The sequence below is a fragment of the Flavobacterium hydatis genome (assembly GCF_000737695.1).
Taxonomy (GTDB): Bacteria; Bacteroidota; Bacteroidia; order Flavobacteriales; family Flavobacteriaceae; genus Flavobacterium; species Flavobacterium hydatis.
This window is the reverse complement of the sequence record NZ_JPRM01000006.1, coordinates 369,957-395,089: the sequence shown is the minus strand read 5'-3', so window position 1 is coordinate 395,089 and position 25,133 is coordinate 369,957. Positions and strand designations below refer to the sequence as shown.

The following is a 25,133-nucleotide window of genomic DNA, read 5'->3' as shown; positions in this document are numbered from 1 at the left end:
TAAAACTGATACAATGCAATCATTTCGACGAAGGAGACCCGAGCGATAGCAAACAGAAGTAGTGAATCTCTATAATAAACTCCAATCTTTGTCGAATTACTAACGAAGATTTCTCCTTCGTCGAAATGACAAGATTATGGCAAATTAGTAAAACAAAAAAAGAATGAACTTTAGTTCATCCTTTTTTATTATGTATAAGATTAAAATCTTAGAACCTTAGTAACTCAGAACCTTAGACCCTCAAAAGAACCTACTTTTTATCAACTACAGGCCTATTTTCTCTATTTGCTAAATCCCATGCTATTACAAAAGCAAGTTGAGTTCTTTTTGTTAGAGCATCGTATTCAATTTTTTCTGGTTCATCGCCTTTTTGGTGGTAATCTTCGTGAACTCCATTAAAGAAGAATACTGATGGAATACCATGTTTAGCAAAATTATAATGATCAGAACGCTCATAAAAATGATTTGGGTCTTTTGGATCATTAAATTTGAAATCCAAATCTAATTTGGTAAACTTTTCGTTTTGAGCCACTACAATATTATGCAAATCGCTAGATAATCTGTCGGCACCAATTACATATACATAATTGTTTGTGTTTGCATGCTCTACATCACGACGTCCAATCATGTCAATATTAATATCGGCTATAGTATTTGCAAGTGGGAATAATGGGTTTTCTGAGTAAAAACGAGATCCGTGTAAACCATGTTCTTCGCCGGTTACGTGTAAGAAGAGAATTGAACGTTTAGGTCCGTGTCCTTCTTTTTTAGCTTTTGCAAAAGCTTGTGCCATTTCTAGAAGAGCAACTGTACCAGAACCATCATCATCGGCACCATTATACACTTCGCCATTTTTTACTCCTACGTGATCATAATGTGCAGAAATAACCAAGATTTCATCTGGTTTTTCTGAACCCTCGATATACGCCCAGATATTTTCTGAATCGGGTAGATTTTGATTTCTTTTGGCATTAAGATATGAAGCCGGAACGGGTTGGTAATAATTGGTTGCTCCTTTAGGAAAAGTAACTTTATCTTTTTTGTACTGATTGATTAAATAAACTCCTGCCTTTTTTTGTCCTTCTGACCCTGTTTCTCTTCCTTCCATTTCATCAGAAGCTACTATGTAAAGATGTTTTTTTAAATCTTTGGCAGTAATAGTATTCATGTATTTGGTTGGATCTGAATTGTCCTTTGCAACAACACCTTGGGTGTTTTTACATGAAAATGCCGAAGCAATTACGAATAGGATTAATATTTTTTTCATTGTTTATTTAATGTAAATTGATAAATGTGTAAAAAGCGAATGCAATTAGTAAAAATAGTATAAAAAGTGAATTTATGAAAAATAATATGACACTTTTAATAAATGAGACGGTTCTTGATTCTCCGTAAAATCTATGATGCGCTGGAAAAAAATAATAAAACATCCACAGTACTCCGGCAATTGTAAACCAATTAATTATTGTAGAAAGGAGAGGATAATTTATTAAGTCGCCTATTTTTCCAATGGAGAATAGGACTAGGAATATTAATAATAAGAACGAAAAATAGTGTAGGGTAAATATCCCGTGGTCAAAATAATACCAACGTTTTTTATTATGAAAAATCCATAAAAAGAAAGCGAAAAATGGCATGATAATAAATAAGACTTTAGGTAAATTGTGTATAAAAGACTCTACGAATTTATTGATTACTTCTCGGCCCGAATTTTTATCTTTTATAAGTTGAACTTTTCTATTTAGCCAATAACTAAAGTCGGAAAGTTTCTCGGCTTTAGATCCGTATTTTTGAATAGAGTCTAGTTGATTAACCGATTTATATCCGAATTTTATTAAGCTTTCTTTGTCTGTTTTGGGATTGTTTAAAACTTCCTGAATGGCTTTTTTATCTTGACTTGATATTGAGTTAGATTCTAATAAAGCTTTTACATTTTTATCTTCTTTTATTGTATTGGTTATGGTTGTAGTTTGATTTTGAACGTTTTCTGGATTAATAGCTTCGCTTGTATCATCATCTACATGAAGGGGAAACATGGCAATTAAAAGAAAAGTTACAAAACTGATAAAAATATAAAGACGAACCGGTGCTAAATAAGATAATCGTTTGCCCGAAAGATATTCTTTGGTTAAAGAAGCTGGCTTAAATAAAAGATTTTTAATTGTACGCCAAAAAGCATTTTCATAATGCGTTAAATCCTCAAAAGTGAATGAATAAATGATGAAATGTTTTTCTGGTATCTGTGTTTTCTTGTCCGCAATTGGGGCAAAAATGTTGTTCGACAACGTGCCTGCAATTCAGGCAGGTTTTGTCTTTTCTTAAAGGACTTTTAGACATAAGTTATTTGGTTTGGTATTTTTTGGCTTGAGATAGGTTATTGTATTTATTTTTTTAATACTTCATTTAAGAAAAGTTTTAAGTGTTCGAATGAGCGTTTAGCGGCTTTTTCATTGTATGCAGCTCCTTTAGAATTATCATTTCCTGCTTCGGGATTTGTAAATGAATGTACAGCATTTGCATAATAAATCATTTGCCAATCGGCTTTGGTATCGCGCATTTCTTGTTGGAAAGCGGTGATTTCTTCTGCAGATTCGTATGGATCATCAGCACCATGGCAAACTAAAACTTTGGTTGTAATTGTTTCGTTGGTTCTGGCAGCATCTCTGGCTAAACTTCCGTGAAATGAAACTACACCTTTTAGGTTAAGATGTCCTCTTGCTGCTTCTAGAACACCTGTTCCCCCAAAACAATATCCTATTGCAACGATATTGTCGGTATTAGCTCCAGATTTTACCAATTGTTGCAAAGCAAGATTAATTCTTTTCTGGAATTCGGTATAGTTGGTTTTGTAATGAGTAGCAATTTTGTTGGCTTCGGTAGTGTTTTTTGGGTAATTACCTTCTCCATATATATCGGCAATAAAAACATAATAACCCAATTTAGCCAAATCCTGTGCGATTGCTTTTGAGGCATTATCGATTCCTAACCATGCCGGAATCATTAATATGCCAGGTTTGTTATTGCTTTTTGTAGTGGGATTAATGGCTAGTCCGTTTAGAACCTGATTGCCATCGGTGTATTTTACGGGTTTTAATTGTGCAAACATAATTGAAGTATTTAGCATAATTCCTAAAATAAACAGATATATGGTTTTCATAATAGTATTTTTTTAAGACAAATATCAGAAATATTAGAATAGAAAAAAACCTCAAAAGATTTTTCTTCTGAGGTTTATATTGATTGTTGTAGATTATGTAAATTATTGTCCCGGATGATAGGTACGTTCGGCATTTTTTTCGACGTCTTCTTTGTAGAATAAAACATCTTTAAATTGTCCTTTTCGATACATTTCGGCTTGATCGTTAAAATGTTTAGATTTAGGATCGCCACTGTTTCCGCCTGCAAGTAATGATTTAGCTTTTACTTTTGTACCAAATTCTACTGCACAAACAAAACTATTACCATTATATCCGTAACGTTTTTTAGTGTCTTTCTGGAAACTACTTTTATAAGAAGGTAAACTCCCCCAAGATCCTGGCCCGTATCCAATTGGCAAACTTGCAAGAGTGTCGTTGTAAGTTAAATTCAGATCTCCAGATAATCTCTGGAAACGATTTATTTCGCCCCAAGTAACTTTCCATGTTCCCCATTTTGTGGTCAATTCTTTTATTGTGGCCTGTAATTGCGGAATTAATTGTTCATCAGTAGCATTTTTGGCAAAGTTTCGGGTATTTTCTACCTGATCTTTTTCTCCTTCGTTTATGTATGCTTTTTGTATAATTGGGTCTAATTTATATGCCCATTCGTTTGCCAATGTTGTTGCTACAGAATTTTCGTTGGCATAATAATCCCAGTTTTTCAAAATCGAAATTGGTTCTGATAAGTCGCTGTATTCTAAGTCGGTTAATTTGATGTCTTTTTCAAAATGATTAAGTAGAGCAGGAATTAATATTTCGAATATAGAAAGTTTACTATCATATCCATCGGCAATTACTTTATCCAAAGTATATTTTTCGCCTTTACTAAAAATACGAACTGCATTAATACCTCTAAAGTTTTCTCCGTCGGGAGCCATATATGCAGGGTAATTTTCTTTTTTAGGACTATTATCTCCAGCTACTGTGTAGGGTGTAGAGTTACAGTTTTGTAACCAACCGTTTGCGGGATTGTATAAGTGAACGGTTTCGGATACATCATGTAATCCTTGCCATTGTGTAGCCGATGTTGTGCCATCCATAACTTTAGACCAATTAAGGTTTTTATCTCTTATGGGGATATAATTACCATGCCAGTAGCCAATGTTTCCTTTATTGTCAGCATATACGGTATTGTTGGACGTGTTTGCTTTTAAATCCATTGCTTTTTTGTAATCTTCAAATCCTTTTGATTTTGTTCTTACCCAACTCTGAACTAAACTATTCATCGAGCGATTGTTAGATTTTAAACTAATCCATTTTCCGTCTCGCTTGGCCATAATTGGACCATTGTTTGTATAATAGGTTTTAAATTTTTTAGGAATTAATTTATCGTTCTCTAAATATTTAATTGTTATTTCTTTCTCGATTACTGGAATTAGTTTATTGTCATATTCATAAAATAGTTTTTCATTTTTAGAAACTATTTTTTCGGCATACATATCGGCAACATCTACATTGGATGAGGTATGCATCCAGCCACAATTTTCATTAAAACCTTGGTATACGAAAAATTGTCCCCAAGTTACTGCGCCATAAACATTAAGACCTTCTTCGCTTGTAACTTGTACCTCGGGTCTGAAATAAAAAGTTGTATGTGGATTTATATAAAGAATTGCATTTCCTGATGCGGTTTTTGTGGGTGCAAAAGCAAATCCGTTTGAGCCTGTTTGTACATTTTTCTCTCTTTCTAGGTAAGCTACTTTGTCATTGTTTCCAGAATAAAATGCTTTTAATTCTCCTACCGAAAGATCGGCAGTACTAATTGCTCCAATGCTTCCGTCGGTCCAGAGTAATGGAAACCAAGGTTCGAAACGGGTTAATAAAAGTGGTTTTACTTCGGGATGTTTATATAAATAATAATTAATTCCAGCGGCATAACTATTTAATAATTTCTTTAGCCAAGGTGCTGCTTTTTTATAATCGGCTTTGGCTTCATCGACATCTATTAAAAGTTTAATTTCTAAATCATTATATAAAACAGATTGTCCTTTTATTTCCGCAAGGCGCCCTAGTTTTTCTATATAATTCATTTCAATGCGTTTAAAGTCATCTTCGCATTGTGCATACATTAAACCAAAAACTGCATCGGCATCTGTTTTACCATATATGTGCGGAATGCCCCAATTGTCACGTATTATAGTAACTTTTTGTGCTGTTTTCTGAAATTTTGTAATCTTTTTTTTGCTTAGGTTTTGCGAGAAAACAGTTAAGCAAAGGCAACAGAAAAGGAACGTAAATGATATTGTTTTTTTATAATATGACATATTTGGTTTATCTATTAAGTTTCTTTCGAAATTACCACATTTTTATAGAACGACGTTCCTTTTAAATGCACATCCTAATTCTATAATAGAGTCTGTTTTGGCAATACCAGAAATGTTGTCGATTTTCTCATATAATATTTTCCTCATGTGTTCATGATTCTTAGCTATGATTTTTATGTAAAGGGTAAATGACCCGGTTACATAATAACATTCGGTTATTTCGGGGATTTTTTTTAATTCTTCGATTATTCTGTCAGAATCTGAATCTTTATTAAGGGTTATTCCTGTAAATGATGCCCAATCGTATCCAATTTTCTTTTCATTAACAATTGGTTTTATCCCCGATAATACACCTTGTTCTATTAGGCGATTGATACGCTGATGCACCATTGTATTGGAAATTTTTAAATTGGTTGCAATGGCTGAAAATGCCATTCGACCGTCTTTTTCTAATTGCTTGATGATATTGATGTCAAACTCGTCTAATGAATCCATGAAATTTGGTTTTAAAATAAATTGACTTTATTTTTCGGTAAATAAATACAAATTGACTTTTTACAGTGTAATTCAAGTCAAAAGTATTAAAATTTATTGTAAAATTAAAAAATAGTCTTAGTTTTGTAAAAAGTTAAAAATAAAGATCATGGAACAGGTTCAACAAATTCTTTCGTCAAAATCTACTGTATTAATTGAAAAAGAAAATAAATACGGTGCTCATAATTATCATCCATTACCAGTTGTTTTAGAGAGAGGTGAAGGGGTTCATGTATGGGATGTTGACGGAAAGAAATATTTTGATTTTTTATCGGCATATTCTGCGGTAAATCAAGGACATTGTCATCCTAAAATTGTGAAAGCAATGGTGGATCAGGCGCAAACATTGACATTGACTTCTAGAGCTTTTTACAATGATAAATTAGGGAACTATGAGGAGTTTGTAACTAAGTTTTTTGATTTTGATAAGGTTTTACCAATGAATACTGGTGCTGAAGCTGTAGAAACTGCTATTAAATTATGCCGTAAATGGGCGTATGAAGTAAAAGGTATTGCGGAGCATGAAGCACAAATTATTGTTTGTGAAAATAACTTTCATGGTAGAACGACTACTATTATTTCTTTCTCTAATGATGAAAGTGCACGTAAGAACTTTGGTCCTTATACTGCTGGTTTTATAAAAATAGAATATGATAATCTTGATGCTTTGGAAAAAGTATTGGAATCATCTAAAAATATTGCAGGTTTCCTTGTTGAACCAATTCAAGGTGAGGCTGGGGTTTATGTTCCTTCTGAAGGGTATTTGGCTAAAGCCAAAGCGCTTTGCGAAAAACATAATGTTTTGTTTATTGCCGATGAGGTTCAAACGGGAATTGCTCGTACAGGGAAATTATTGGCTGTACATCATGAAAATGTTCAACCTGATATTTTAATTTTAGGTAAAGCGATTTCTGGTGGTGTATATCCTGTTTCGGCTGTATTATGTAATGATGTTATCATGAATGTTATTAAACCTGGACAACACGGATCTACTTTTGGTGGAAATCCTGTTGCTGCTGCTGTTGCAATTGCAGCTCTTGAGGTTGTAAGAGATGAGAATTTATCTGAAAATGCGGAGCGTTTGGGGATTATCTTGCGTAATGGTTTAAATGATATCGCAAAACGAAATGATCTTATTACTTTGGTTCGTGGTAAAGGTTTGCTAAATGCTATTGTAATTAATTGTGATGAGGAGTCTGATCTTGCTTGGGAAATTTGTTTGAGATTTAGAGATTATGGTTTATTGGCTAAGCCTACTCACGGAAACAAAATTCGTTTAGCTCCACCTTTGGTTATTACCGAAGAGCAAATTAAAGAGTGTCTTGCTATTATAGAAAGAGCACTTAACGATTTTAAAAAGTAATTATTAATTCATAGCCTAGCCCTGATGGGAACGGCATCCTTTTTCTGGCTTTTTTTGACAGAAAAAGATATAGTGTACAGCAGGAGATTGCTCCTGAAAAATAAAAAAGCGATAGTTTGAGGACTATCGCTTTTCGTTTATAATTGCTTAAAATATCAAAAAAAGCAACTATTTCTTTAATGGGGCTCCGCCGGGCATTACCTCGGTTTTTAGTTTGAATTTGCTGTATTCGACTACACCAGTTTTATCTGCCCAATCAAAATATTTTGCCGATAACTGATTTACGATTCCAGGGTTTTGCTGGGCTACATTGGTAGTTTCGCCTCTATCGGTATCGATGTTATAAAGTTCCCATTCGTAGGACGGGTATATGGAAACTAATTTCCACTTGCCATCTCTTACGGCTTGGTTTCCTGCTCTTTCCCAAAATAATGGTGTGCCTCGATCTACCTGCGAAACATTATTAAATAAAACAGGTAGCAAACTACTTCCAACCAAAGGATTCGTCGTCACACCATTATATTCTTTGGGATATTGTATTCCTGCCAGTTCATAGAATGTTGGGGCAAGGTCGATAATGTGTCCTGTTCCTTTATCTATTCGTCCGGCTTTTATTTGTGATGGATACCATGCGATAAATGGGGAACTAAATCCGCCTTCGTGCATGTTGTTTTTATATTGTTGCAATGGGGTATTGGATAAATACGCCCAGTTTTGTTCTTGATAATCAAATGATCCTGATGTTCCTACTGGGCCTGTATTTCTTACTAGCCCTCTGTTTAATGGGTTGTAGCTATTAAAACCGCCTTGCGCACCATTGTCTGAAATGAAAATTATTAGGGTGTTTTTATCTTTTTTTAATGCTTTTAATTCATTTAAAACTTTCCCTACGTTCTGATCCATGTTATCAACCATTGCGGCATAAACTTCCATTTTGGCTTTCCAAAATTGTTTTTCGTCGTAGGTTAATTTACTCCATTCTGGTACTTCGGGATCTCTTGGGCCAATGGTTTGGTCTGCCTGAAGGATTCCGTTTTCTTTTAGTTTTTGGATTCTTTTTTCTCTTAAAATATCCCAACCTTCATCAAACTTGCCTCTGTATTTGGCAATATCTACGGGTTTTGCCTGCAATGGCCAGTGTGGTGCTGTAAAGGCTAAATACAAAAAGAAGGGTTTGTTTTCTTTATTTTGTTCTTCGAGAAAGGTTACGGCATTATTCCCGATTTCGTCTGTAAAATAATAGGAATCGTCTTTAGGGTGTAACTCGACATTGTTTTTTAGAAGTTTTACGGGATAGGGTGTTTTACCAAAAGGTAATGCTTTGGTATCAAAATAATTTGATGCTCCTTTTAGGATTCCGTAAAATTTATCAAAACCTCTTTGGTTTGGCCATTGTGCCTGATCTTCGGAACCTACGTGCCATTTTCCTGATAATAAAGTACTATAACCTCCAGAACGGAAAACTTCTCCGAGGGTTAATGATTCTTTGTTTAAATAGCCTTGATAGGCGGGTAGGCCAAGATTTACATCAAAAAATCCTACGCCTGCTTTATGCTGATATTGTCCTGTAAGTAGGGATGCTCTGGTTGGTGCGCAAATAGAGTTGTTGTAAAACTCTCGTAATCGCAATCCTTCTTTGGCAAGTTTATCGAGGTTTGGTGTGTTTATTTCAGATCCATAATTTCCTAAATCGGAATATCCCATATCATCGACCATGATTAGGATGATGTTAGGTTTTTGAGTATTATTTTGCGCCTGAACTAAAACGCCTGTTGTAAGTAGAAGGTTTAGTGTGATAATTATTTTTTTCATTTTGATTGGTATTTTAAAGTGTCGAATATCATTGAGTTTAACTTTGTCAAAGTTTGGAACTTTGACAAAGTTCTCGGAATAGCCCACGGTTTCAACCGTGTGGTTCTCGATATTAGATTAATTGCTAAATAGTAAAAAGGCGATTATTAGGGTTATGATTACATTGAATAATTGCGCTATTAAAAAGGCAAATAATGGTTTTTTGCTATTGTTGCTAAGTAAATCCTTAAAGTTGGTTTCAAGCCCTATACTTGTAAATGCCAGAGCAAACCAAATTCCTTGTAAATTCTTTAAACTATCCTTAACTTGATCTCGAACTTCGGGCGTTAGCAGGAATGAAAAAACTAATGATGCAACTATAAAACCAATAACAAATTTTGGGAAGCGCTCCCAAATGACTCCCAATGTTGGTTTGGACGCAACGGCTTCGGCTGATTTATTATGGGTATATGTCCAGTAAACAGATATAGCAAATGCGGCTAATCCTAATAATACGTTTTGAGAGAATTTTACAATTGTACTAATTTTCAAAGCGGTTTCTCCTACTAGCGATCCTGATGCCACAACTGCGCCCGAGGTATCGATACTACCGCCAAGCCAAGCTCCGGTTACTTCTTCGGGGAAGTTGAAATATTTAGCAATTATGGGCATAAATATCATCATAGGGATTGCCGTTACTAATACCATTGAGATAACATAGGATAGTTTTTTGGAATCTCCTTTGATAGCGCCCGATGTAGCAATAGCAGCAGAAACGCCACAAATGGAAACGGCGCTGGAAATCATCATTGTTAGTTCATCATCGACTTTTAGTTTTTTGCACAACCAAAAGGCAAAGTACCAGACTGATAATACGACTACGAGTGCTTGTGCTAATCCTAATGTGCCTGCTTTAAGTATGTCGGAGAAAATTACGCTTGTACCTAATAGAACTAATCCGATTTTTACAAATACTTCTGTAGCAAGTGCGGTGCGAAACCATTGAGGTAGTTTGAAAAAGTTACCAATGGCTAAACCTATTATCAAGCTGAAAATTACGGCTTCGAGATTGAATCCTTTTATTGTTGAATTTCCTGCAATTATTAAAGCAATGAGGGTTAGTATATAAACTATTGGAAAACCAAGTAAAAAGTTTTTTACTGATTTTCCGATTAAGAAAGCACCAATTGTTCCTATTGTGATAAGGTATATAAACTGTAATGCGATGATTTGTAAATTACCTGAAGCAAATACATCTTTTAATAAATCTGTTCCATTTGTCCATTTGAATACAGGAACTTCAGGAAGAAAAATAAATAGGGATATCCCAATTATTAAAAATCCTAAAATAACGACTGTCCAGTCTTCGTGAATGGTATATTGTTTTGTTTTAATTGACATTTTGATATTTTTTATTTTGTTCCTGCAAGGTCTTTTTTGACCTTGTAGGTATGATAATGTTGCGTAAAAGCTTTGCTTCTTTTTCAACCACAGATTAAAAGGATTTGAAGGATTATTTATTTCTATAAAGTCTTCGTATCGTTAGACGCACCGCGGTGCGTCTCTACGGAAAACCTTTGAACCTCAGCACCTCAGCACCTTTTTTAAAAACCTTTGAACCTTTGCGCCTCAGAACCTTAGAGCCTTAATTGAAAGCCCCATCAATATCTTTTTTTAAATCGCCTAATCCTTCTTTTTTGAAGACAATTTTTCCTTTTTGATATAAGATTAGGGTTGGGAAAACTTTTATTGATTTTAAGTCGGCTATGACTTGTGGGTTTTCTTCTAAGTCAATTTCTACGATTTTTAAGTTTTCACCATATTGTGCTTTTATAGTTTCTAGAACTGGTTTTACTTTTTTGCAAGCGCCACAATATTTAGATCCAATGTCTACCAAAACTGAATTGTTATCGGCAATGATTTTGTTGTATTCTGCTAGCGATAATTTGCTTTTAGAGTTGGCATAAAATGGTTTTCCGTTTCCGATCCAGTTGGCGATTCCGCCTTCTAGACTATAGGCTTCTTTAAAACCATTTTTTAATAATTCTTTTTCTAATGCTACACTTCTTCCTGCTCCGATGGAGTAAATAAATACGGGTTTTGATTTATCTAAAGCAGCCACAGATTTTGCATAATTCTCGGATTGCAAATTAAAATTGACTGCACCATTTATATGATTCAATGCAAATTCTTCTGCGCCTCGGGCATCAATTATCTGTGGATTTTTTTGACTTTTTATCTTTGAATAAAATACATCTAGCGATACGATATTCGAACTTTTATCTTGGGCAAAACCTACAATCGTAAATAGCAGGATTAATGCTGAAATACTGTTTTTTATGTTTGAATTTTTCATGTTTTTAGGATTGTGTTTGCTGTTCAAAATAGACAGGATTTTGAGCTACGTTATTATTTGATTTTTGTGTTAATGGAACTGAAAAAACCCCATCGGCGAGTGCACTTCCTTCTTTTTTAGATTTGAATATTGGCCAAAGAAATTGTGCATACCATTCTTCTTGTTTGTATGATTTGATTCCATATGATTTTGGGAATTTGCGGGTAATTAAACCTGTCCCGAAGATTACGTCCCAAATGAAAAACATATTCCCAAAGTTGCCTTTAAAATGTCCGATGCCATCACCACTAGTATCTGCATGATGTGCGTGGTGTGTGGCTGGAGTCGAAATTAATCGCTCTAGAACCCATGCGATAGGATGTAATACTTTGTATTTATAAAGAGGTTTGTCCCAAGCAATACTAGAATGTGCTCCCAATGTGATAAAACTTTTTATAACCAAAACAAACAAAGCTGGCAATCCTAATCCTAAATAGGTTAATGTAGCTGTTAGATATATTTGAGAGAAAAACACGGTGTAAATAAAATTTTGTCTAGAAAGCATCGCCATTCCCATATACGGAGCTGAGTGATGTGTTCTATGAAAACGCCATAAAAAGGGTACTTGATGATGCAAACGGTGATACCAATATTGGGTTAAATCATCGGCTACTGCAATTAAGAAAAAACCTCCCCAAAACGGAACCCAAGAAAGTGCATTTTCTAGATTCGGAATTACAACGGGTAAAATCGTTAAGCTGAAAAAAGCAATAATAGGAGGTAGGATTAACTTAGGAGCCAAGAAGCTTATAATATCTATTTTGCGTTCTTCACCCGTCCATTGATCATCATATAAACCTGCGGTGAATTCTATGATTCCCAGAACAAGCATAAATACGGTTAATCCCCATGTTCTTATGTTAGAAAATGCAGGTTTTGCAAATTCTAAAAACGATGGTAATGTAATATGCGATTCGCTTACAACGCCGTTACTTAATTTAAAGTAAAGGTAAATTGCCAATACTGGCAAGGAGTATATAAAAAGACTGATGGCTAAGTCTCTTTTTAAATTTTTATTTGAGTTTTGTACTATTGCCATGATTTCTTATTTTAAAAGTTGATTTACCAAGGTTAATCCTCCTGCCAAAATGATTAGCGGAACTAAAAAGAGTATTGCACCAACAAGAATCTTTTTTCCTATAATTTCAAAGTCTACTCGTTTCATATTTTTTTATTTAATAGAATCAGGTCTTTTTTGTTTTGGTAAAAGACCTGAATCATGATTTATTATTAATTTGTTGCTCCAGATTGCGTTGCTTTTTTAGCTAATTCCTGAAGTGTTTTTCCTTTGTCGGCTCCAAGATTATGTATTCTTCTGTTAAATACATCTTGCCAGTCGATTAGCGGATATACGTTGTTTTCTTTTGCTTGCTCATCAAACAATTTCTGTAGTTCGGCTAATTTCTCTGGGTACTTTTTAGCCAAGTTTACACGCTCATTAAAATCTTCGTTTAGGTTATACAATTCCCAAACATCAGTGTCAAAATTGCTTGGTTTTGGAGCTTCGTTTTTGCCTAATGAATTTTTTATAGCAAATGAATCTGGAAGGTGTGCTGCAGCAGCTTTCCAACCATCTTTGTAAATGGCTCTGTTTCCAAAAATGTAATAGTATTGTATTTTGTGTAATGACTCGGCTTTGGCATTATTTAGCGAAGCATACAATGTAGAACCTTGTATAGCATCTTGTTTGATTTCTCTAATATATTCAGGAGCTTTAATTCCTGCAATATCTAAGGTTGTAGGAAGTAAGTCGGTTACATGGCTGTATTGATTTCTGATACCGCCTTTTTCTTTAATTTCTTTTGGATAATAAACAATCAATGGGTTGCGTGTTCCTCCTTCTGATTGTGCATCTTGTTTCCAATTTTTAAAAGGCGAATTTGTTGCTTGTGCCCATCCTAAAGGATAATTGGTATTTAATCCTTTGGCTGTACCAATTTCTCCGATATTGTTTAAATTGTTCTGAAGATTTTGTTCATCAGATACTGTTTTAGAAAAAAGAGATTGGTTAATTGTACCTTGCAAAGTTCCTTCTTTACTAGCTCCATTATCTCCAATTGCAACAAAAATTAAGGTGTTTTCTAATTGATTGGTTTCTTTTAAATGATTTACGATTCTTCCAATCTCGTGATCGGTATAAGTAAGATATCCGGCATATACTTCCATGAATCTGGCGTATACTTTCTTCTGATCTGCAGATAACTTTTTCCAATCTGTAATAAGCGGATTGCGTTCTGGTAATACGGCATTGGCAGGAATTACACCTAGTTTTTTCTGATTAGCCAATACTTTCTCACGATATACATCCCAACCTTCATCAAATTTTCCTTTATATTGATCGCTCCAAGAATCAGCTACCTGATGAGGTGCATGAACTGCGCCGGGTGCATAATATAAAAAGAATGGTTTATCGGGTGCAGCTTTGTGTTGTTTGGTAATATAGCTAATGGCTTTATCGGTAATCTGATCTGTTAAATGTCTGCCATCTGGGGTAACATGAGCATTGTCCTCGACTAAATCTGGTTTGTATTGATCGGTTTGTGATCCTAAGAAACCAAAAAAGTGCTCAAAACCTTTACCTGTTGGCCATCTGTCAAACGGTCCAGCATCTGTAGCTTCCTCATCAGGAGTCAACCCGTATTTACCAACTGCAAAAGTGTTGTATCCTTTATCTCTTAAAATCTCAGCGATAGTTCCTTTATCAGATGGAATTCTTCCGTCCCAACCTGGGAAACCTGCTGACATAACGGTATGCGAAAATCCGCTAACATGAACTTTACCCGAATTTCTTCCGGTTAATAATGCTGCACGTGTTGGCGCACAAATAGCTGTTGTATGAAAGTTGGTATAGCGTAAACCATTATTTGCCAAATTATCAAATGTTGGTGTTTGTATCAATCCTCCAAAAGCGCTAGAAGCACCAAAGCCTACATCGTCTAGCAGAATCCAGATTATATTTGGAGCACCTTTTGGCGCTGTTACAGGCTCAGGCCAATATTCTTTAGAGTCGGCTAAGGTTTTACCTATTACGCCTTTAAAGTTTGTATCTGGATTTGTTTGTGCAAATCCTTGTACTGCTCCTAATTGTGTGGCTAGAAGAGCAGTAATCAAAAGTCCTTTTTTTGAACTTTTGATTGTGCTGTTAATATTGATTTTTTTCATTTTAAATAGTTTTTATGGTTTGTAGTTAATATCCAGGGTTCTGTGGTAATCCCACAGGGTTTATATTTCTTTCGCTTTGCGGAATTGGGTATAGATTATTTCTTTCTGAAACAGAAGCTTTTGCTACTACTTTTTTAACTTCGGTTACCAATGTTCCCCAACGTACTAGATCATACCAGCGTTGTCCTTCCTGCACAAATTCTTTTTTGCGTTCTTCCTGAATTGCTGCTCTAAAAGTTACTGGGGTTAATCCTGATAAATCTATCGTTGGATCTGGTGTATTAATTGGTTTTCCATAAGCTCTCCTTCTTACTTGGTTTAAAGCTTCATAGGCTTCGGTAGTAGGTCCGGATTGTTCATTTGTCGCTTCCGCTAAAGACAATAAGATGTCGGCATAGCGAATAATCGGAAAATTAATTGCCACATTACCCGGAGTCGCCAGATTTGTAAGATCCAGGTATTTTTTAAATATTGGTTTAGGAAAAGTATAAAGTGTTCCTGTAGCAGGATTCAGTAATTGTTTGGCATAACTTACATCTCTTCGGGTATCTCCAGCGGTATAAGTATCATAAAATAAAGCTACATCCGAGATAATATCTGCAGGTTCTGTGGCTGTAAATCCTGTAAAAGACGTTCCTTGAAAAGTACTTCCGCTAGATCCATTTCCTGCTTGATTTGGCTCAAATTGTACCGAGAAAATATGTTCTTTTCCGTTCTTTTTAGTTTTATTAAATACATCAGCAAAATTTTCAAAAAGAGCATATCCATATCCACCATTAATAACTTCTTTGGTTTTAAGGATTGCGTTTGGCCAATCTTTTCGAGTCAAATATACTTTTGCCAAAATAGCTTTTGCTGCTCCAGATGTAACACGACCAGCATCATTTGCAGGATAAGTAGTTGGTAAGCCTTCGGCGTCTTTTAAGTCGGTAATAATTTGCGCGTATACTTGATCTACTGTGGCTCTATTTGCTTTTAGACTTTCTAAATCAATAGATTTTGGTTCGTGTAAAACTATCGGAACTCCACCCCAAAGACGAACTGCCTGAAAATACAATAGGGCTCTAATAAATTTAGCTTCATTAATTAATCTGGTTTTTACCACTTCAGAACCTGATACTTTTGGGATGTTATCAATAGATACATTGGCTCTGTTTATTCCTGAGTATATTTGGCGCCAAGCTACTTGCACACGATCAGAAGTTGCATCATGAGTTAAACTACTCAATGCTCTTACTTGAGGATTTGTTGCCGAAACTCCTGCCGCCGCATAATCAGTCGCCATATCGGTTAGGAAATAAAGATTTCTCCCGAATAAACTTTGTTCTCCCGGATCAAGACTCAAAGAAGCATATACAGCATTTACACTTGCTACGGCATCGTCTTGGGTTTTAAAGTAATTGTCTTCGGTTACAAATGAGGTTGGTGTTACCTCAAGTTCGGTGCACGATATAAACAGACCGACACTTAATAGTAATGTTATTATTATTTTTTTCATCGTTTATTTTTTTACTTAGAAAGTTACGTTCAAGCCAGAAATGAATGTTTTAGAGTTTGGATAAGCTCCAAAGTCAATTCCGGGATATAAATTATTTTGTTCATACGAACTTACTTCTGGATCATAACCAGTGTACTTAGTCCATGTGATTAAGTTTTCGGCAGATACATAAAATTTAATGCTCTTTGTTCCTAGTTTAGACGAAAGGCTTTTAGGTAATGTATACCCAAAAGTGATTAGTTTTAATCTCAGGAAAGAAGCATCTTCTACGTAGCGTTCCGAAACTATACCTAGCGGAGAACTAGATGCTCTAGGAATTTCATTGCTTGGGTTTGTTGGAGTCCAACGATCATTTAGAGTTGCTGCAGCATTAGTACCAAGAGTTGAAATTTCTAATTGTTGGTTAAGTGCATTAAATATTTTTCCTCCATAAGATCCTTGTAGAGAGAAATTCAAATCGAAATCGTGATAAGAAATTGTATTACTAAAACTTCCAACAAATTTTGGTTGAGAGCTTCCAAGATCTCCTTTATCAGCAGCCGATATTACTCCATCACCGTTAGTATCTACATATTTTCTGTCTCCAACTTTGGTATTCGCAAGACTATTTATTTTTGGTTGCGTATTAATCTCTTCCTGAGTCTGAAAAATACCATTGGTTTTGTATCCCCAAAAAGTACCTAAAGGCGAACCTACTTTTACTATTACAGGTTGTTGTTGCAATAAAGAACCATTTGGAACTACAGGAAAAAATTGGTCAACTCCATTTCCTATAGAAACTACTTTATTTTTATTGGCAGAGAAAACAATGTTAGAATTCCATGAGAAGTTTTCTGTTCTTAGATTTTCTGTTGTTAAACCAATTTCAATACCTTTATTTTCAACACCACCTATGTTTTGTAGTACTGTTGCATATCCTGATGTAAGCGGAATTGGTACATTTATAAGTAAATCGTTTGTTTTTTTGTAATACACATCAAAAACAAAATTTACTCTTCTGTCTAATAATGATAAATCTAAACCTACATTATATTGATTGGTTTTTTCCCATTTTAGGTCTGGATTTGCCAGTCGGGTAGGAGCCAATCCTGTTTGTAAAGTTCCTCCAAAAGCATAATTAACAGAACCCATTGAAGCCAAAGAAAGATAATTTCCTATTTCCTGATTTCCTGTTGTTCCAGCAGTTAATCTTAGTTTAGCTTCGGTTACTCCTTTAATGTTTTTGGCAAATTCCTCTTCGGTAATGTTCCATGAAAATCCTGCTGATGGGAAATATCCCCAAAGCGATTCTGAACCAAATCTCGAAGATCCATCTGCACGAGCAGATAAAGTAAAATTATATTTGCCTCTATAAGAATAATTCACTCTCGTTAACCATGATTTCAATACACTCTCGAATGCATCGCTGTATGGTTTTACGGGCACACCATCTTGTAAGGCGTTGTAAGTATTGGCATCATTTACAAAAGTATTTGCACCTGCATTCACAACTTCACCTTCTGTGTATTGAAGTGTATATCCTGCCAAAGCAGAGAATTTGTGGTCTTCGCCAAAAGTTGTATTGTAGTTTAATGTGTTTTCATTTAATACAGAACTTACTAATCGGTCACCTACAGAAGCTAACCCTTTTGTTCCTGCACCATTTGTAGTATACGACGGAGCATAATAATTTTGTTTCGTTCCAATAACATCTCCACTTACAGCAACTTTTGCAGTTAGTTCTTTCGTTATTTTATATTCTCCAAACAAGCTCGTCAATATTCTATTAATTTTGGTTTCATTGGTTGTATTTTCCAAATCATTAATCGGATTTGGTATATAACCATTAACAGATGTAGCGTAAGGATTTTGTGTTATATTATAAGATCCATCAGCGTTTTTGATAGGAACTACAGGAGCCATTAGCAAGGCTGCAACTAAAGGATTTGGTTGTCTGCTGCTAGAATTAGAACCGACACCATTAGATATCGAGTTGCTATAATTAGCATTTACACCAAACTTAAAAGCCTGAGAATAGTTTCTTTCATAATTGGCGCGAAGAGAAATTCGTTTAAAATCTGATCCAAGCAAAATACCTTCTTGATCAAAATACCCAGCTGAGATCGAATATCTAGAGCGATCATCTCCGCCAGAGAAAGTTAATTGATGATTTTGGATAGGAGCTGCAGTTCTAAAAGCTGCTTTTTGCCAATCATAATTTCCTGAAGTTTTTAAAGCTTCTATTTGAGCAGGCGAGAATGAAGGTGCTTGTCCTATACTTGCCTGAACATCATTACGTAAACTTGCCCATTCGCTGGCATTCATCAAGTTTAATTTTTTAGATACATTCTGAAATCCAAAATAGCCTTGATACGAAATGTTATCTTGTCCTTTTATTCCTTTTTTGGTAGTAATAAGTACCACACCATTTGCACCACGAGAACCATAAATGGCAGTTGCAGAGGCATCTTTAAGGACTTCAATAGATTCTATATCACCAGGATTAATGGTTGATAACACATTTACCGTTGCTCCCGAATAAGCTACTCCGGCAGTACTATTACTATTGTCATTATAAATTAATATTCCGTCTACAACATAAAGAGGTTCATTACCAGCCGTAATCGAGTTTCCTCCCCGAATACGTACGCTAGATGAAGCTCCGGGCTGCCCAGAACTTTGGGTAACAACTACTCCGGGAATTGCGCCTCGTAGTAAGTTATCTGCCGATGAGGTAACCTGTGCCAGATTTGCTTTAGGAACAGAAGCTACAGAACCTGTAATGTCTTTCCTTTTCTGAGCTCCATATCCCACAACTACTAATTCGTCTAACTCTTGGCGTTCTTCTTTTAAACTAATGGTAATAGGATTCTTCTCAACAATTACTTCGGCTTTTTTATATCCTATATAACTTACTATTAAAGTGTATGGGAATTTTTGACCTGTCTGAAAATAAAATTTTCCTTCGGCATCTGTAACTACTCCGTGCGTAGTACCTTTTATGTTTACAGATGCACCTATAATGGGTTGGTTTGTAATATCATCGACTATGGTTCCGTCGAGTTTAGATTGTATAAGAGGGGTGGTGTCTTGTGCATTAATTCCGGCAGATACAAGCAGAAGTAATAGCAATGAGTATATGTTTAATTTTTTTTTCATTTCTTTGTGTTGGTTTAAATAGTAAAGGCATAGCGAAAGCTGAGAAATCAACTATCGTTTCCTTTATAAAGAGATTCACATTTTTTTTAAGCCTGCCATTTCTGTTGCCGCAGAAATGGCTTTTTTTATTTACAGCAACTTCTATTCATTGTTTTCATTTTCCTTTTTTTAGTTAATTATTTATTTTAGTTTTTTACATGTTATTCCACCAAGCCATTCCTTACGATCGATGTAAAGAATAGAATTTTGTTTTTCAATAAGATTATTGAGGTGGGTATTTAATAAAATTCGTTTAGTTGTAACTATATATGAGTATAGTTTTATGATGGGTAAGCGAAAACGAAAATATTACGATGAGAATTAGCAACAGATGCACATATAACAGAAAGTGTTATAAGTGTATACTTTAGGAAGGATGTAGTTAGATATTCTCTCGATTGTTTTCAAAATATAGATTGTTTTTATTTAAACTCTACTAATTCTATAGACAAAGTTAAATTATATATAATAAAAACCAAAAATTTACATAATTATTTTTAAAAATAAATAGGAGCGAGGTAATTAGTAACTTTTTTAAATGTTTTAATTTGTTGTTTATTAGCGGTTTGTGTTTTTGTGTTGTCCGTTTTTTTTTTTTTATTTTAGATTTTAGATTTTAGATTTCAGATTTTAAAAATTGAAATCTAAAATGATTATTGATTTTAGATTTTGAAGTGAATCAAATGTTGATTTTTAGATTTAGTATTGCAATCTGCAATCTAGAATCTAAATTCTACAATCTTAAATCACTTTAGCCTCGTTGTGTAATAAATTAATTAACTCATCTAAATTGTCTGGAGAAACTAGTTTTACTGCAGATTTTGGAGCTGGTTTTTCAAATTTAACCGCTTTAGTATTTACTGGAGCGTCAACTGGTTCAACAATTGCTAATGCTTTTGTTCTTGCAGTCATAATCCCTCTCATGTTCGGGATACGTAAATCTTTTTCTTCAACCAATCCTTTTTGACCACCAATGATTAATGGTAAAGAAGTGCTTACAGTTTCTTTTCCACCGTCAATCTCACGAACTGCTTTTACGCTAGTTCCATCAACAGTTATATTTGTACAAGAGTTTAAGAAGTTATATCCTAAGATTCCAGAAATCATTCCAGGAACCATTCCACCATTATAATCTAATGATTCTTTTCCAGCAATAATTAAATCATAACCACCAGTTTTAATAACTTCAGCAAGTTGTTTTGCTACGAAGAAACCATCAGTTGGGTTTGCATTGATACGAATTGCTTCGTTTGCTCCAATTGCTAATGCTTTACGTAAAGTTGGTTCTGTGTCTGGGCCACCAACATTTACTACAGTAACGGTAGCACCTTGTTGCTCCTGAAACCAAATTGCACGTGTTAAACCGAATTCGTCGTTAGGATTGATTACATATTGTACGCCGTTGGTATCAAATTCTGAATCACCATTGGTAAAGTTGATTTTTGAAGTAGTATCAGGTACATGACTGATGCAAACTAATATTTTCATAAGTATAGATTTTATTATTTCTAAATACGTTTCCACAAATTTAGAAATATAATCCGAATAATTTACTATGCATGCATAATATTTCTGAAAACTATTACGTTTTCGTAAAACGACACTAGAATTTTGAAGAATCTTGTTTTTTAGGTCTGAAAAAGTGGAGATTAAGCAAATATTTGTGACTTAAAAAGAATCAATAACAAATAAAAAAAAGAATTATCGGAGTCTTTTTGGCTGAATTTTATTTCTTTAAAATGGGATTTCTAACAAAATAAAAAATAAATAAGAAGGGTATAACTATTTTATAGGTTAATATATCGATTTCGTAACTGGAAAATTTTGATAGTCAAAAGTTAAAGTTCTAGTAAAACATCCATATGGCAAGGACTTCATGTTTTTTAAACTAAATTTATGCTTTTAAGTAATTTAAAATATTTATTTTTGCTTTTCAGAAAATTACAACATACAATATAAAATATGAGAACAATACAATTTAGAGAGGCCATTTGCGAAGCGATGAGTGAAGAAATGCGTCACGATGAATCCATATATTTAATGGGCGAAGAAGTTGCAGAATACAATGGTGCATATAAAGCATCAAAAGGAATGCTTGCTGAGTTTGGCGAAAAAAGAGTAATTGATACTCCAATCGCAGAGCTTGGATTTACAGGAATTGCAGTTGGATCTGCAATGAATGGTTGTCGTCCAATTGTAGAATATATGACATTCAACTTCTGTTTAGTTGGTATTGATCAAATTATAAATAATGCTGCCAAAATGCGTCAGATGACAGGAGGGCAATTTAATGTGCCTATTGTTTTTCGTGGACCAACTGCTTCTGCAGGACAATTAGGAGCAACTCACTCACAAGCTTTAGAAAACTGGTTTGCAAATACACCAGGACTTAAAGTTGTAGTTCCATCTACACCTTATGATGCAAAAGGACTTTTAAAATCAGCAATTCGTGATAATGACCCAGTAATCTTTATGGAGTCTGAGCAAATGTATGGTGATAAAGGAGAAGTTCCAGACGGAGAATATACAATTCCTCTAGGAGTTGCAGATGTTAAACGTGAAGGAACTGATGTAACTATTGTATCTTTTGGAAAAATTATTAAAGAAGCATATATCGCAGCAGATGAATTAGCTAAAGAAGGTATCTCTTGTGAGATTATTGATTTAAGAACAGTTCGTCCAATGGATAAAGATGCAATCTTAGCTTCTGTTAAAAAAACAAATCGTTTAGTAATTCTTGAAGAGGCTTGGCCATTTGCAAGTATATCTTCGGAGATTACTTATATCGTACAAGAACAAGCTTTTGATTTTCTTGATGCGCCAATACAACGTATTACAACAGCAGACACTCCTGCACCTTATTCTCCTGTATTGCTTAAAGACTGGTTACCAAACGCTGGTGATGTTATAAAAGCAGTAAAGAAGGTAATGTATAAAAAATAAGAAAATTAACAATACTAATAAAACTTCATCATTTTCTTATTTGATGAAGTTTTTTTTTGGATTATGAAAAGAATAATTTTACTCAGTCTGTTTTTTTTATTCGCATTTGTGGATAGCATTTTTGCACAAACAAAAGTGAGTGGAGTCGTCTTAGATAAATCCAATCAACCGATTCCGTTTGCAAACGTAGTTTTTAAAGGAACCAATATAGGAATTGTTTCTAATGAAGATGGACGTTTTTACCTTGAATCAGCCAACACATATACTACAATAATTATTGCATCGGCAGGATATTCTGAAAAAGAAATTACTTTAGAGAAAGCAGTAAACTACAATTTTAAAGTAGTACTGAACGAAGCCGAAAGCCTAAATGAAGTGGTAATCTATACCGGTAAAACTTCTAAAAAGAATAATCCAGCGCTTGATATTCTTAGAAAAATCTGGGAACGAAAACGTAAAAACGGATTGTATCAGTTTAAACAATACCAAATGGAGAAGTACGAAAAAGTGGAATTCGATATGAATACCATTGATAGTGCCTTCATGAAAAATAAGATTTTTAAAGGAATGGAATTCATCTTTAAACAGGTGGATACTTCTAAAATTACAGGAAAAACATATTTACCTATTTTTATAAATGAATCTTTGTATGATGTATACGGAGATAATAATATAAAGAAAGTAAAAGAGATAATAAAAGGAAGTAAGACTTCTGGGTTTAATAACAACCAGCAAATATTATCTTTTGTAAAAGACTTGTATTCCGAGTATAATATCTACGATAATCACCTTACATTTTTTGATAAAAGCTTTACAAGTCCATTATCTACAACAGGAATCGATGTGTACAACTACGTCTTAAAAGACAGTACATTTATAGATAATAAATGGTGTTATAATATTGTGTTTTATCCAAGACGTAAAAACGAATTGACTTTTAAAGGAGATTTCTGGGTAAACGATACCACATTTGCAATCAAGAAAATTAATATGGCAGTTACTAAAAGTGCCAATATTAACTGGGTAAAAGATGTATACATCGAGCAAGAATTTGATGTAGTAAGTGATTCAATCTTTCTTCTTACGAGAGATTATATGATGTCGGATTTTGCTTTAAACAAAAAAGAAAGTTCTAAAGGGGTTTACGGAAAACGAACAACATCTTATAGAGATCATAAGTTTAATATTCCTAAACCAACTACTTTTTATAAAGAAGAAGTTAATTATATAGACAATGAGGTTTATAATAAATCCGATGAATATTGGGAAGAAAACCGATTTGAAAAACTGACCAAAGATGAACAAGGAGTTTATAAAATGCTTGATACCTTACAAACTGTCAAGAAGTTTAAGCAATTGTATAACTTAGTTTCTATACTTGGTAGTGGTTATGTAGGATTTCCTAATTTTGATTTTGGGCCTATATTTTCTACATTTGGATATAACGAAGTCGAAGGAGTGCGTATACGAGCAGGAGGAAGAACGTATTTTGGACCAAATGATCCATGGCGATTACAAGCATATACCGCTTATGGGTTTGAGGATAATAAATTTAAATACGGTGTTTCGGGAAAATGGATGATTGATAAAAAGAATCGTCTTATTATCTCGGGAGGGAACAGGCGCGATGTAGAACAAATTGGAGCTAGTTTAACAACTACCAATGATGTTTTAGGTCGAAGTTTTGCTTCATCGGCTTTATTTACAACAGGAAGTAATGGGAAATTAACCAACATTAATTTAACCAATGTTGCTGCCGAAATCGAGCCAATAAAAAACCTAACGTTTCAGGTAGGATTATCATACCGTACATTAGAGTCAGCGTCGCCAACTTTTAGTTTAGATTATTATACGACTTTACCAACTGCTGCAAATCCTGCGGGAGTTATAGCAGATGAAGTAAAACAATCTGAAGCAAATATCCAGATAGAATACACGCCAAATCGTAAAACAATTGGTTTTGGGGTCGAAAGAAATAATGTAGATAGTCCGTTTAGTCGATTCTTTATAAACTATAGTCATGGTTTTAAAGGTGTGCTGAATAGTGATTTTAAATATGAAAAAGTTCAGTTGTATTATAAGCAACCTATTATTATTGGACCTCTTGGGCGTACGAATCTTATCTTAGAAACAGGAAAAACATTCGGGACAATTCCGTTAGGATTAATGAGTGTAATCCCGGGTAACCAGACTTACTTTACAATCGAGAATACTTTTAGTAACTTAAATTTCTATGAGTTTGTAACCGATCAATACACGACTCTACAATGGGATCATAATTTTGGTGGACGACTTTTTGCTCGAATTCCATTTATGCGTAAACTTAATTGGAGAGAAATTATTGGTGCCAAAGCAGTTTACGGAACAATCTCTGATGCTAATAGAGCAATCAATGCATCAGGCTTAGTTTACAATGCACCCGAAAAAGTGTATTGGGAATATAGTGCAGGAATCGGGAATATCTTTAAAGTATTCCGTATCGATTTTTCTTGGAGAGGAAGTTACTTAAATACACCAGATGCGAATAAATTTGCAGTAAAAGGATCTTTCGGATTCTACTTCTAATATTTAGATAAAAAAATAATCTCGTAAAAACACCAAGTCACTAAGTTTAATTTCTTAAGACCTGGCGTTTTTGTATGATTAATAATTTGTTTCATGCAGATTTATTCTTTTCCAATGCTAATTAAAGATCTCTTTAATCTACCAAATCTGCGTGAAAATAAAACTTTACGCTTCCATGTCTTTGTGAGATTTTTTAAATAGCTTCAATACTTTCAGGCAAATTCTACAGATTTAGAATATAACA

At 34.3% G+C, this 25,133-nt stretch carries 15 protein-coding genes and 1 pseudogene; 3 read left to right on the top strand and 13 right to left on the bottom strand.

From position 1 onward, the window contains the following. Positions 1-250: 250 nt before the first annotated feature. The 5 genes and pseudogenes from IW20_RS06200 to IW20_RS06180 form a co-directional block, all read right to left on the bottom strand. Positions 251-1,267, bottom strand: a complete 1,017-nt coding sequence (locus IW20_RS06200; RefSeq protein WP_035619882.1) for a M28 family metallopeptidase — start codon at positions 1,265-1,267, stop codon at positions 251-253. Positions 1,268-1,274: 7 nt separating this feature from the next. Further along, a pseudogene (locus IW20_RS06195) lies at positions 1,275-2,337 on the bottom strand (DUF3667 domain-containing protein). Positions 2,338-2,383: 46 nt separating this feature from the next. Further along, positions 2,384-3,157 (bottom strand): dienelactone hydrolase family protein, encoded by a 774-nt coding sequence (locus IW20_RS06190; RefSeq protein ID WP_035619880.1) that lies wholly within the window; start codon positions 3,155-3,157, stop codon positions 2,384-2,386. A gap of 102 nt (positions 3,158-3,259) precedes the next feature. Next, on the bottom strand, positions 3,260-5,461 hold the full coding sequence (locus IW20_RS06185; protein WP_035619878.1) for a penicillin acylase family protein: 2,202 nt from the start codon (positions 5,459-5,461) through the stop codon (positions 3,260-3,262). 42 nt (positions 5,462-5,503) lie between these two features. Continuing rightward, entirely contained in the window at positions 5,504-5,956 is a 453-nt protein-coding gene (locus IW20_RS06180; protein WP_035619876.1) for an Lrp/AsnC family transcriptional regulator, read from the bottom strand. Positions 5,957-6,104: 148 nt separating this feature from the next. Here IW20_RS06180 and rocD point away from each other — a divergent pair, with 148 nt between their 5' ends. Then, positions 6,105-7,358, top strand: a complete 1,254-nt coding sequence (gene rocD, locus IW20_RS06175; RefSeq protein ID WP_035619874.1) for an ornithine--oxo-acid transaminase — start codon at positions 6,105-6,107, stop codon at positions 7,356-7,358. A 168-nt stretch (positions 7,359-7,526) separates the two neighbouring features. On the opposite strand, the gene IW20_RS06170 is transcribed toward rocD, so the two are convergent. From IW20_RS06170 to IW20_RS06135, 8 genes are all read right to left on the bottom strand, one after another. After that, the gene (locus tag IW20_RS06170; protein ID WP_035619873.1) at positions 7,527-9,170 is read right to left on the bottom strand and encodes an arylsulfatase; all 1,644 of its coding nucleotides are present in this window, start codon (positions 9,168-9,170) and stop codon (positions 7,527-7,529) included. A gap of 117 nt (positions 9,171-9,287) precedes the next feature. Then, positions 9,288-10,550 (bottom strand): YeiH family protein, encoded by a 1,263-nt coding sequence (locus IW20_RS06165; RefSeq protein WP_035619871.1) that lies wholly within the window; start codon positions 10,548-10,550, stop codon positions 9,288-9,290. A 244-nt stretch (positions 10,551-10,794) separates the two neighbouring features. Next, complete coding sequence (locus tag IW20_RS06160; RefSeq protein ID WP_035619868.1) at positions 10,795-11,505, bottom strand: thioredoxin domain-containing protein; 711 nt, start codon at positions 11,503-11,505, stop codon at positions 10,795-10,797. 4 nt (positions 11,506-11,509) lie between these two features. Next, positions 11,510-12,583, bottom strand: coding sequence for a sterol desaturase family protein (locus IW20_RS06155; RefSeq protein WP_035619866.1), 1,074 nt, complete (start codon positions 12,581-12,583; stop codon positions 11,510-11,512). A gap of 191 nt (positions 12,584-12,774) precedes the next feature. Further along, complete coding sequence (locus IW20_RS06150) at positions 12,775-14,706, bottom strand: arylsulfatase (protein ID WP_035619864.1); 1,932 nt, start codon at positions 14,704-14,706, stop codon at positions 12,775-12,777. A gap of 25 nt (positions 14,707-14,731) precedes the next feature. Further along, positions 14,732-16,204, bottom strand: a complete 1,473-nt coding sequence (locus tag IW20_RS06145; protein ID WP_035619862.1) for a RagB/SusD family nutrient uptake outer membrane protein — start codon at positions 16,202-16,204, stop codon at positions 14,732-14,734. 15 nt (positions 16,205-16,219) lie between these two features. After that, positions 16,220-19,342 (bottom strand): SusC/RagA family TonB-linked outer membrane protein, encoded by a 3,123-nt coding sequence (locus IW20_RS06140; RefSeq protein WP_035619861.1) that lies wholly within the window; start codon positions 19,340-19,342, stop codon positions 16,220-16,222. A gap of 780 nt (positions 19,343-20,122) precedes the next feature. Then, positions 20,123-20,869 (bottom strand): electron transfer flavoprotein subunit beta/FixA family protein, encoded by a 747-nt coding sequence (locus tag IW20_RS06135; protein ID WP_035619859.1) that lies wholly within the window; start codon positions 20,867-20,869, stop codon positions 20,123-20,125. A gap of 474 nt (positions 20,870-21,343) precedes the next feature. Between IW20_RS06135 and IW20_RS06130 the strand changes: the two genes are divergently transcribed. Beyond that, positions 21,344-22,324: a pyruvate dehydrogenase complex E1 component subunit beta gene (locus tag IW20_RS06130; RefSeq protein WP_035619857.1), complete on the top strand. Its 981-nt coding sequence runs from the start codon at positions 21,344-21,346 to the stop codon at positions 22,322-22,324. A 63-nt stretch (positions 22,325-22,387) separates the two neighbouring features. Beyond that, positions 22,388-24,889 (top strand): DUF5686 and carboxypeptidase-like regulatory domain-containing protein, encoded by a 2,502-nt coding sequence (locus IW20_RS06125; RefSeq protein WP_035619855.1) that lies wholly within the window; start codon positions 22,388-22,390, stop codon positions 24,887-24,889. The last annotated feature ends 244 nt before the right edge of the window (positions 24,890-25,133 follow it).

What these genes read in the sequence shown, in the direction of transcription:
- IW20_RS06155 (WP_035619866.1), bottom strand. Translation starts at nt 12,583, where the DNA reads ATGGCAATAGTACAAAACTCAAATAAAAATTTAAAAAGAGACTTAGCC.
- IW20_RS06135 (WP_035619859.1), bottom strand. Translation starts at nt 20,869, where the DNA reads ATGAAAATATTAGTTTGCATCAGTCATGTACCTGATACTACTTCAAAA.
- IW20_RS06160 (WP_035619868.1), bottom strand. Translation starts at nt 11,505, where the DNA reads ATGAAAAATTCAAACATAAAAAACAGTATTTCAGCATTAATCCTGCTA.
- IW20_RS06125 (WP_035619855.1), top strand. Translation starts at nt 22,388, where the DNA reads ATGAAAAGAATAATTTTACTCAGTCTGTTTTTTTTATTCGCATTTGTG.
- IW20_RS06200 (WP_035619882.1), bottom strand. Translation starts at nt 1,267, where the DNA reads ATGAAAAAAATATTAATCCTATTCGTAATTGCTTCGGCATTTTCATGT.
- IW20_RS06190 (WP_035619880.1), bottom strand. Translation starts at nt 3,157, where the DNA reads ATGAAAACCATATATCTGTTTATTTTAGGAATTATGCTAAATACTTCA.
- IW20_RS06145 (WP_035619862.1), bottom strand. Translation starts at nt 16,204, where the DNA reads ATGAAAAAAATAATAATAACATTACTATTAAGTGTCGGTCTGTTTATA.
- IW20_RS06170 (WP_035619873.1), bottom strand. Translation starts at nt 9,170, where the DNA reads ATGAAAAAAATAATTATCACACTAAACCTTCTACTTACAACAGGCGTT.
- IW20_RS06185 (WP_035619878.1), bottom strand. Translation starts at nt 5,461, where the DNA reads ATGTCATATTATAAAAAAACAATATCATTTACGTTCCTTTTCTGTTGC.
- IW20_RS06180 (WP_035619876.1), bottom strand. Translation starts at nt 5,956, where the DNA reads ATGGATTCATTAGACGAGTTTGACATCAATATCATCAAGCAATTAGAA.
- IW20_RS06130 (WP_035619857.1), top strand. Translation starts at nt 21,344, where the DNA reads ATGAGAACAATACAATTTAGAGAGGCCATTTGCGAAGCGATGAGTGAA.
- IW20_RS06150 (WP_035619864.1), bottom strand. Translation starts at nt 14,706, where the DNA reads ATGAAAAAAATCAATATTAACAGCACAATCAAAAGTTCAAAAAAAGGA.
- IW20_RS06140 (WP_035619861.1), bottom strand. Translation starts at nt 19,342, where the DNA reads ATGAAAAAAAAATTAAACATATACTCATTGCTATTACTTCTGCTTGTA.
- rocD (WP_035619874.1), top strand. Translation starts at nt 6,105, where the DNA reads ATGGAACAGGTTCAACAAATTCTTTCGTCAAAATCTACTGTATTAATT.
- IW20_RS06165 (WP_035619871.1), bottom strand. Translation starts at nt 10,550, where the DNA reads ATGTCAATTAAAACAAAACAATATACCATTCACGAAGACTGGACAGTC.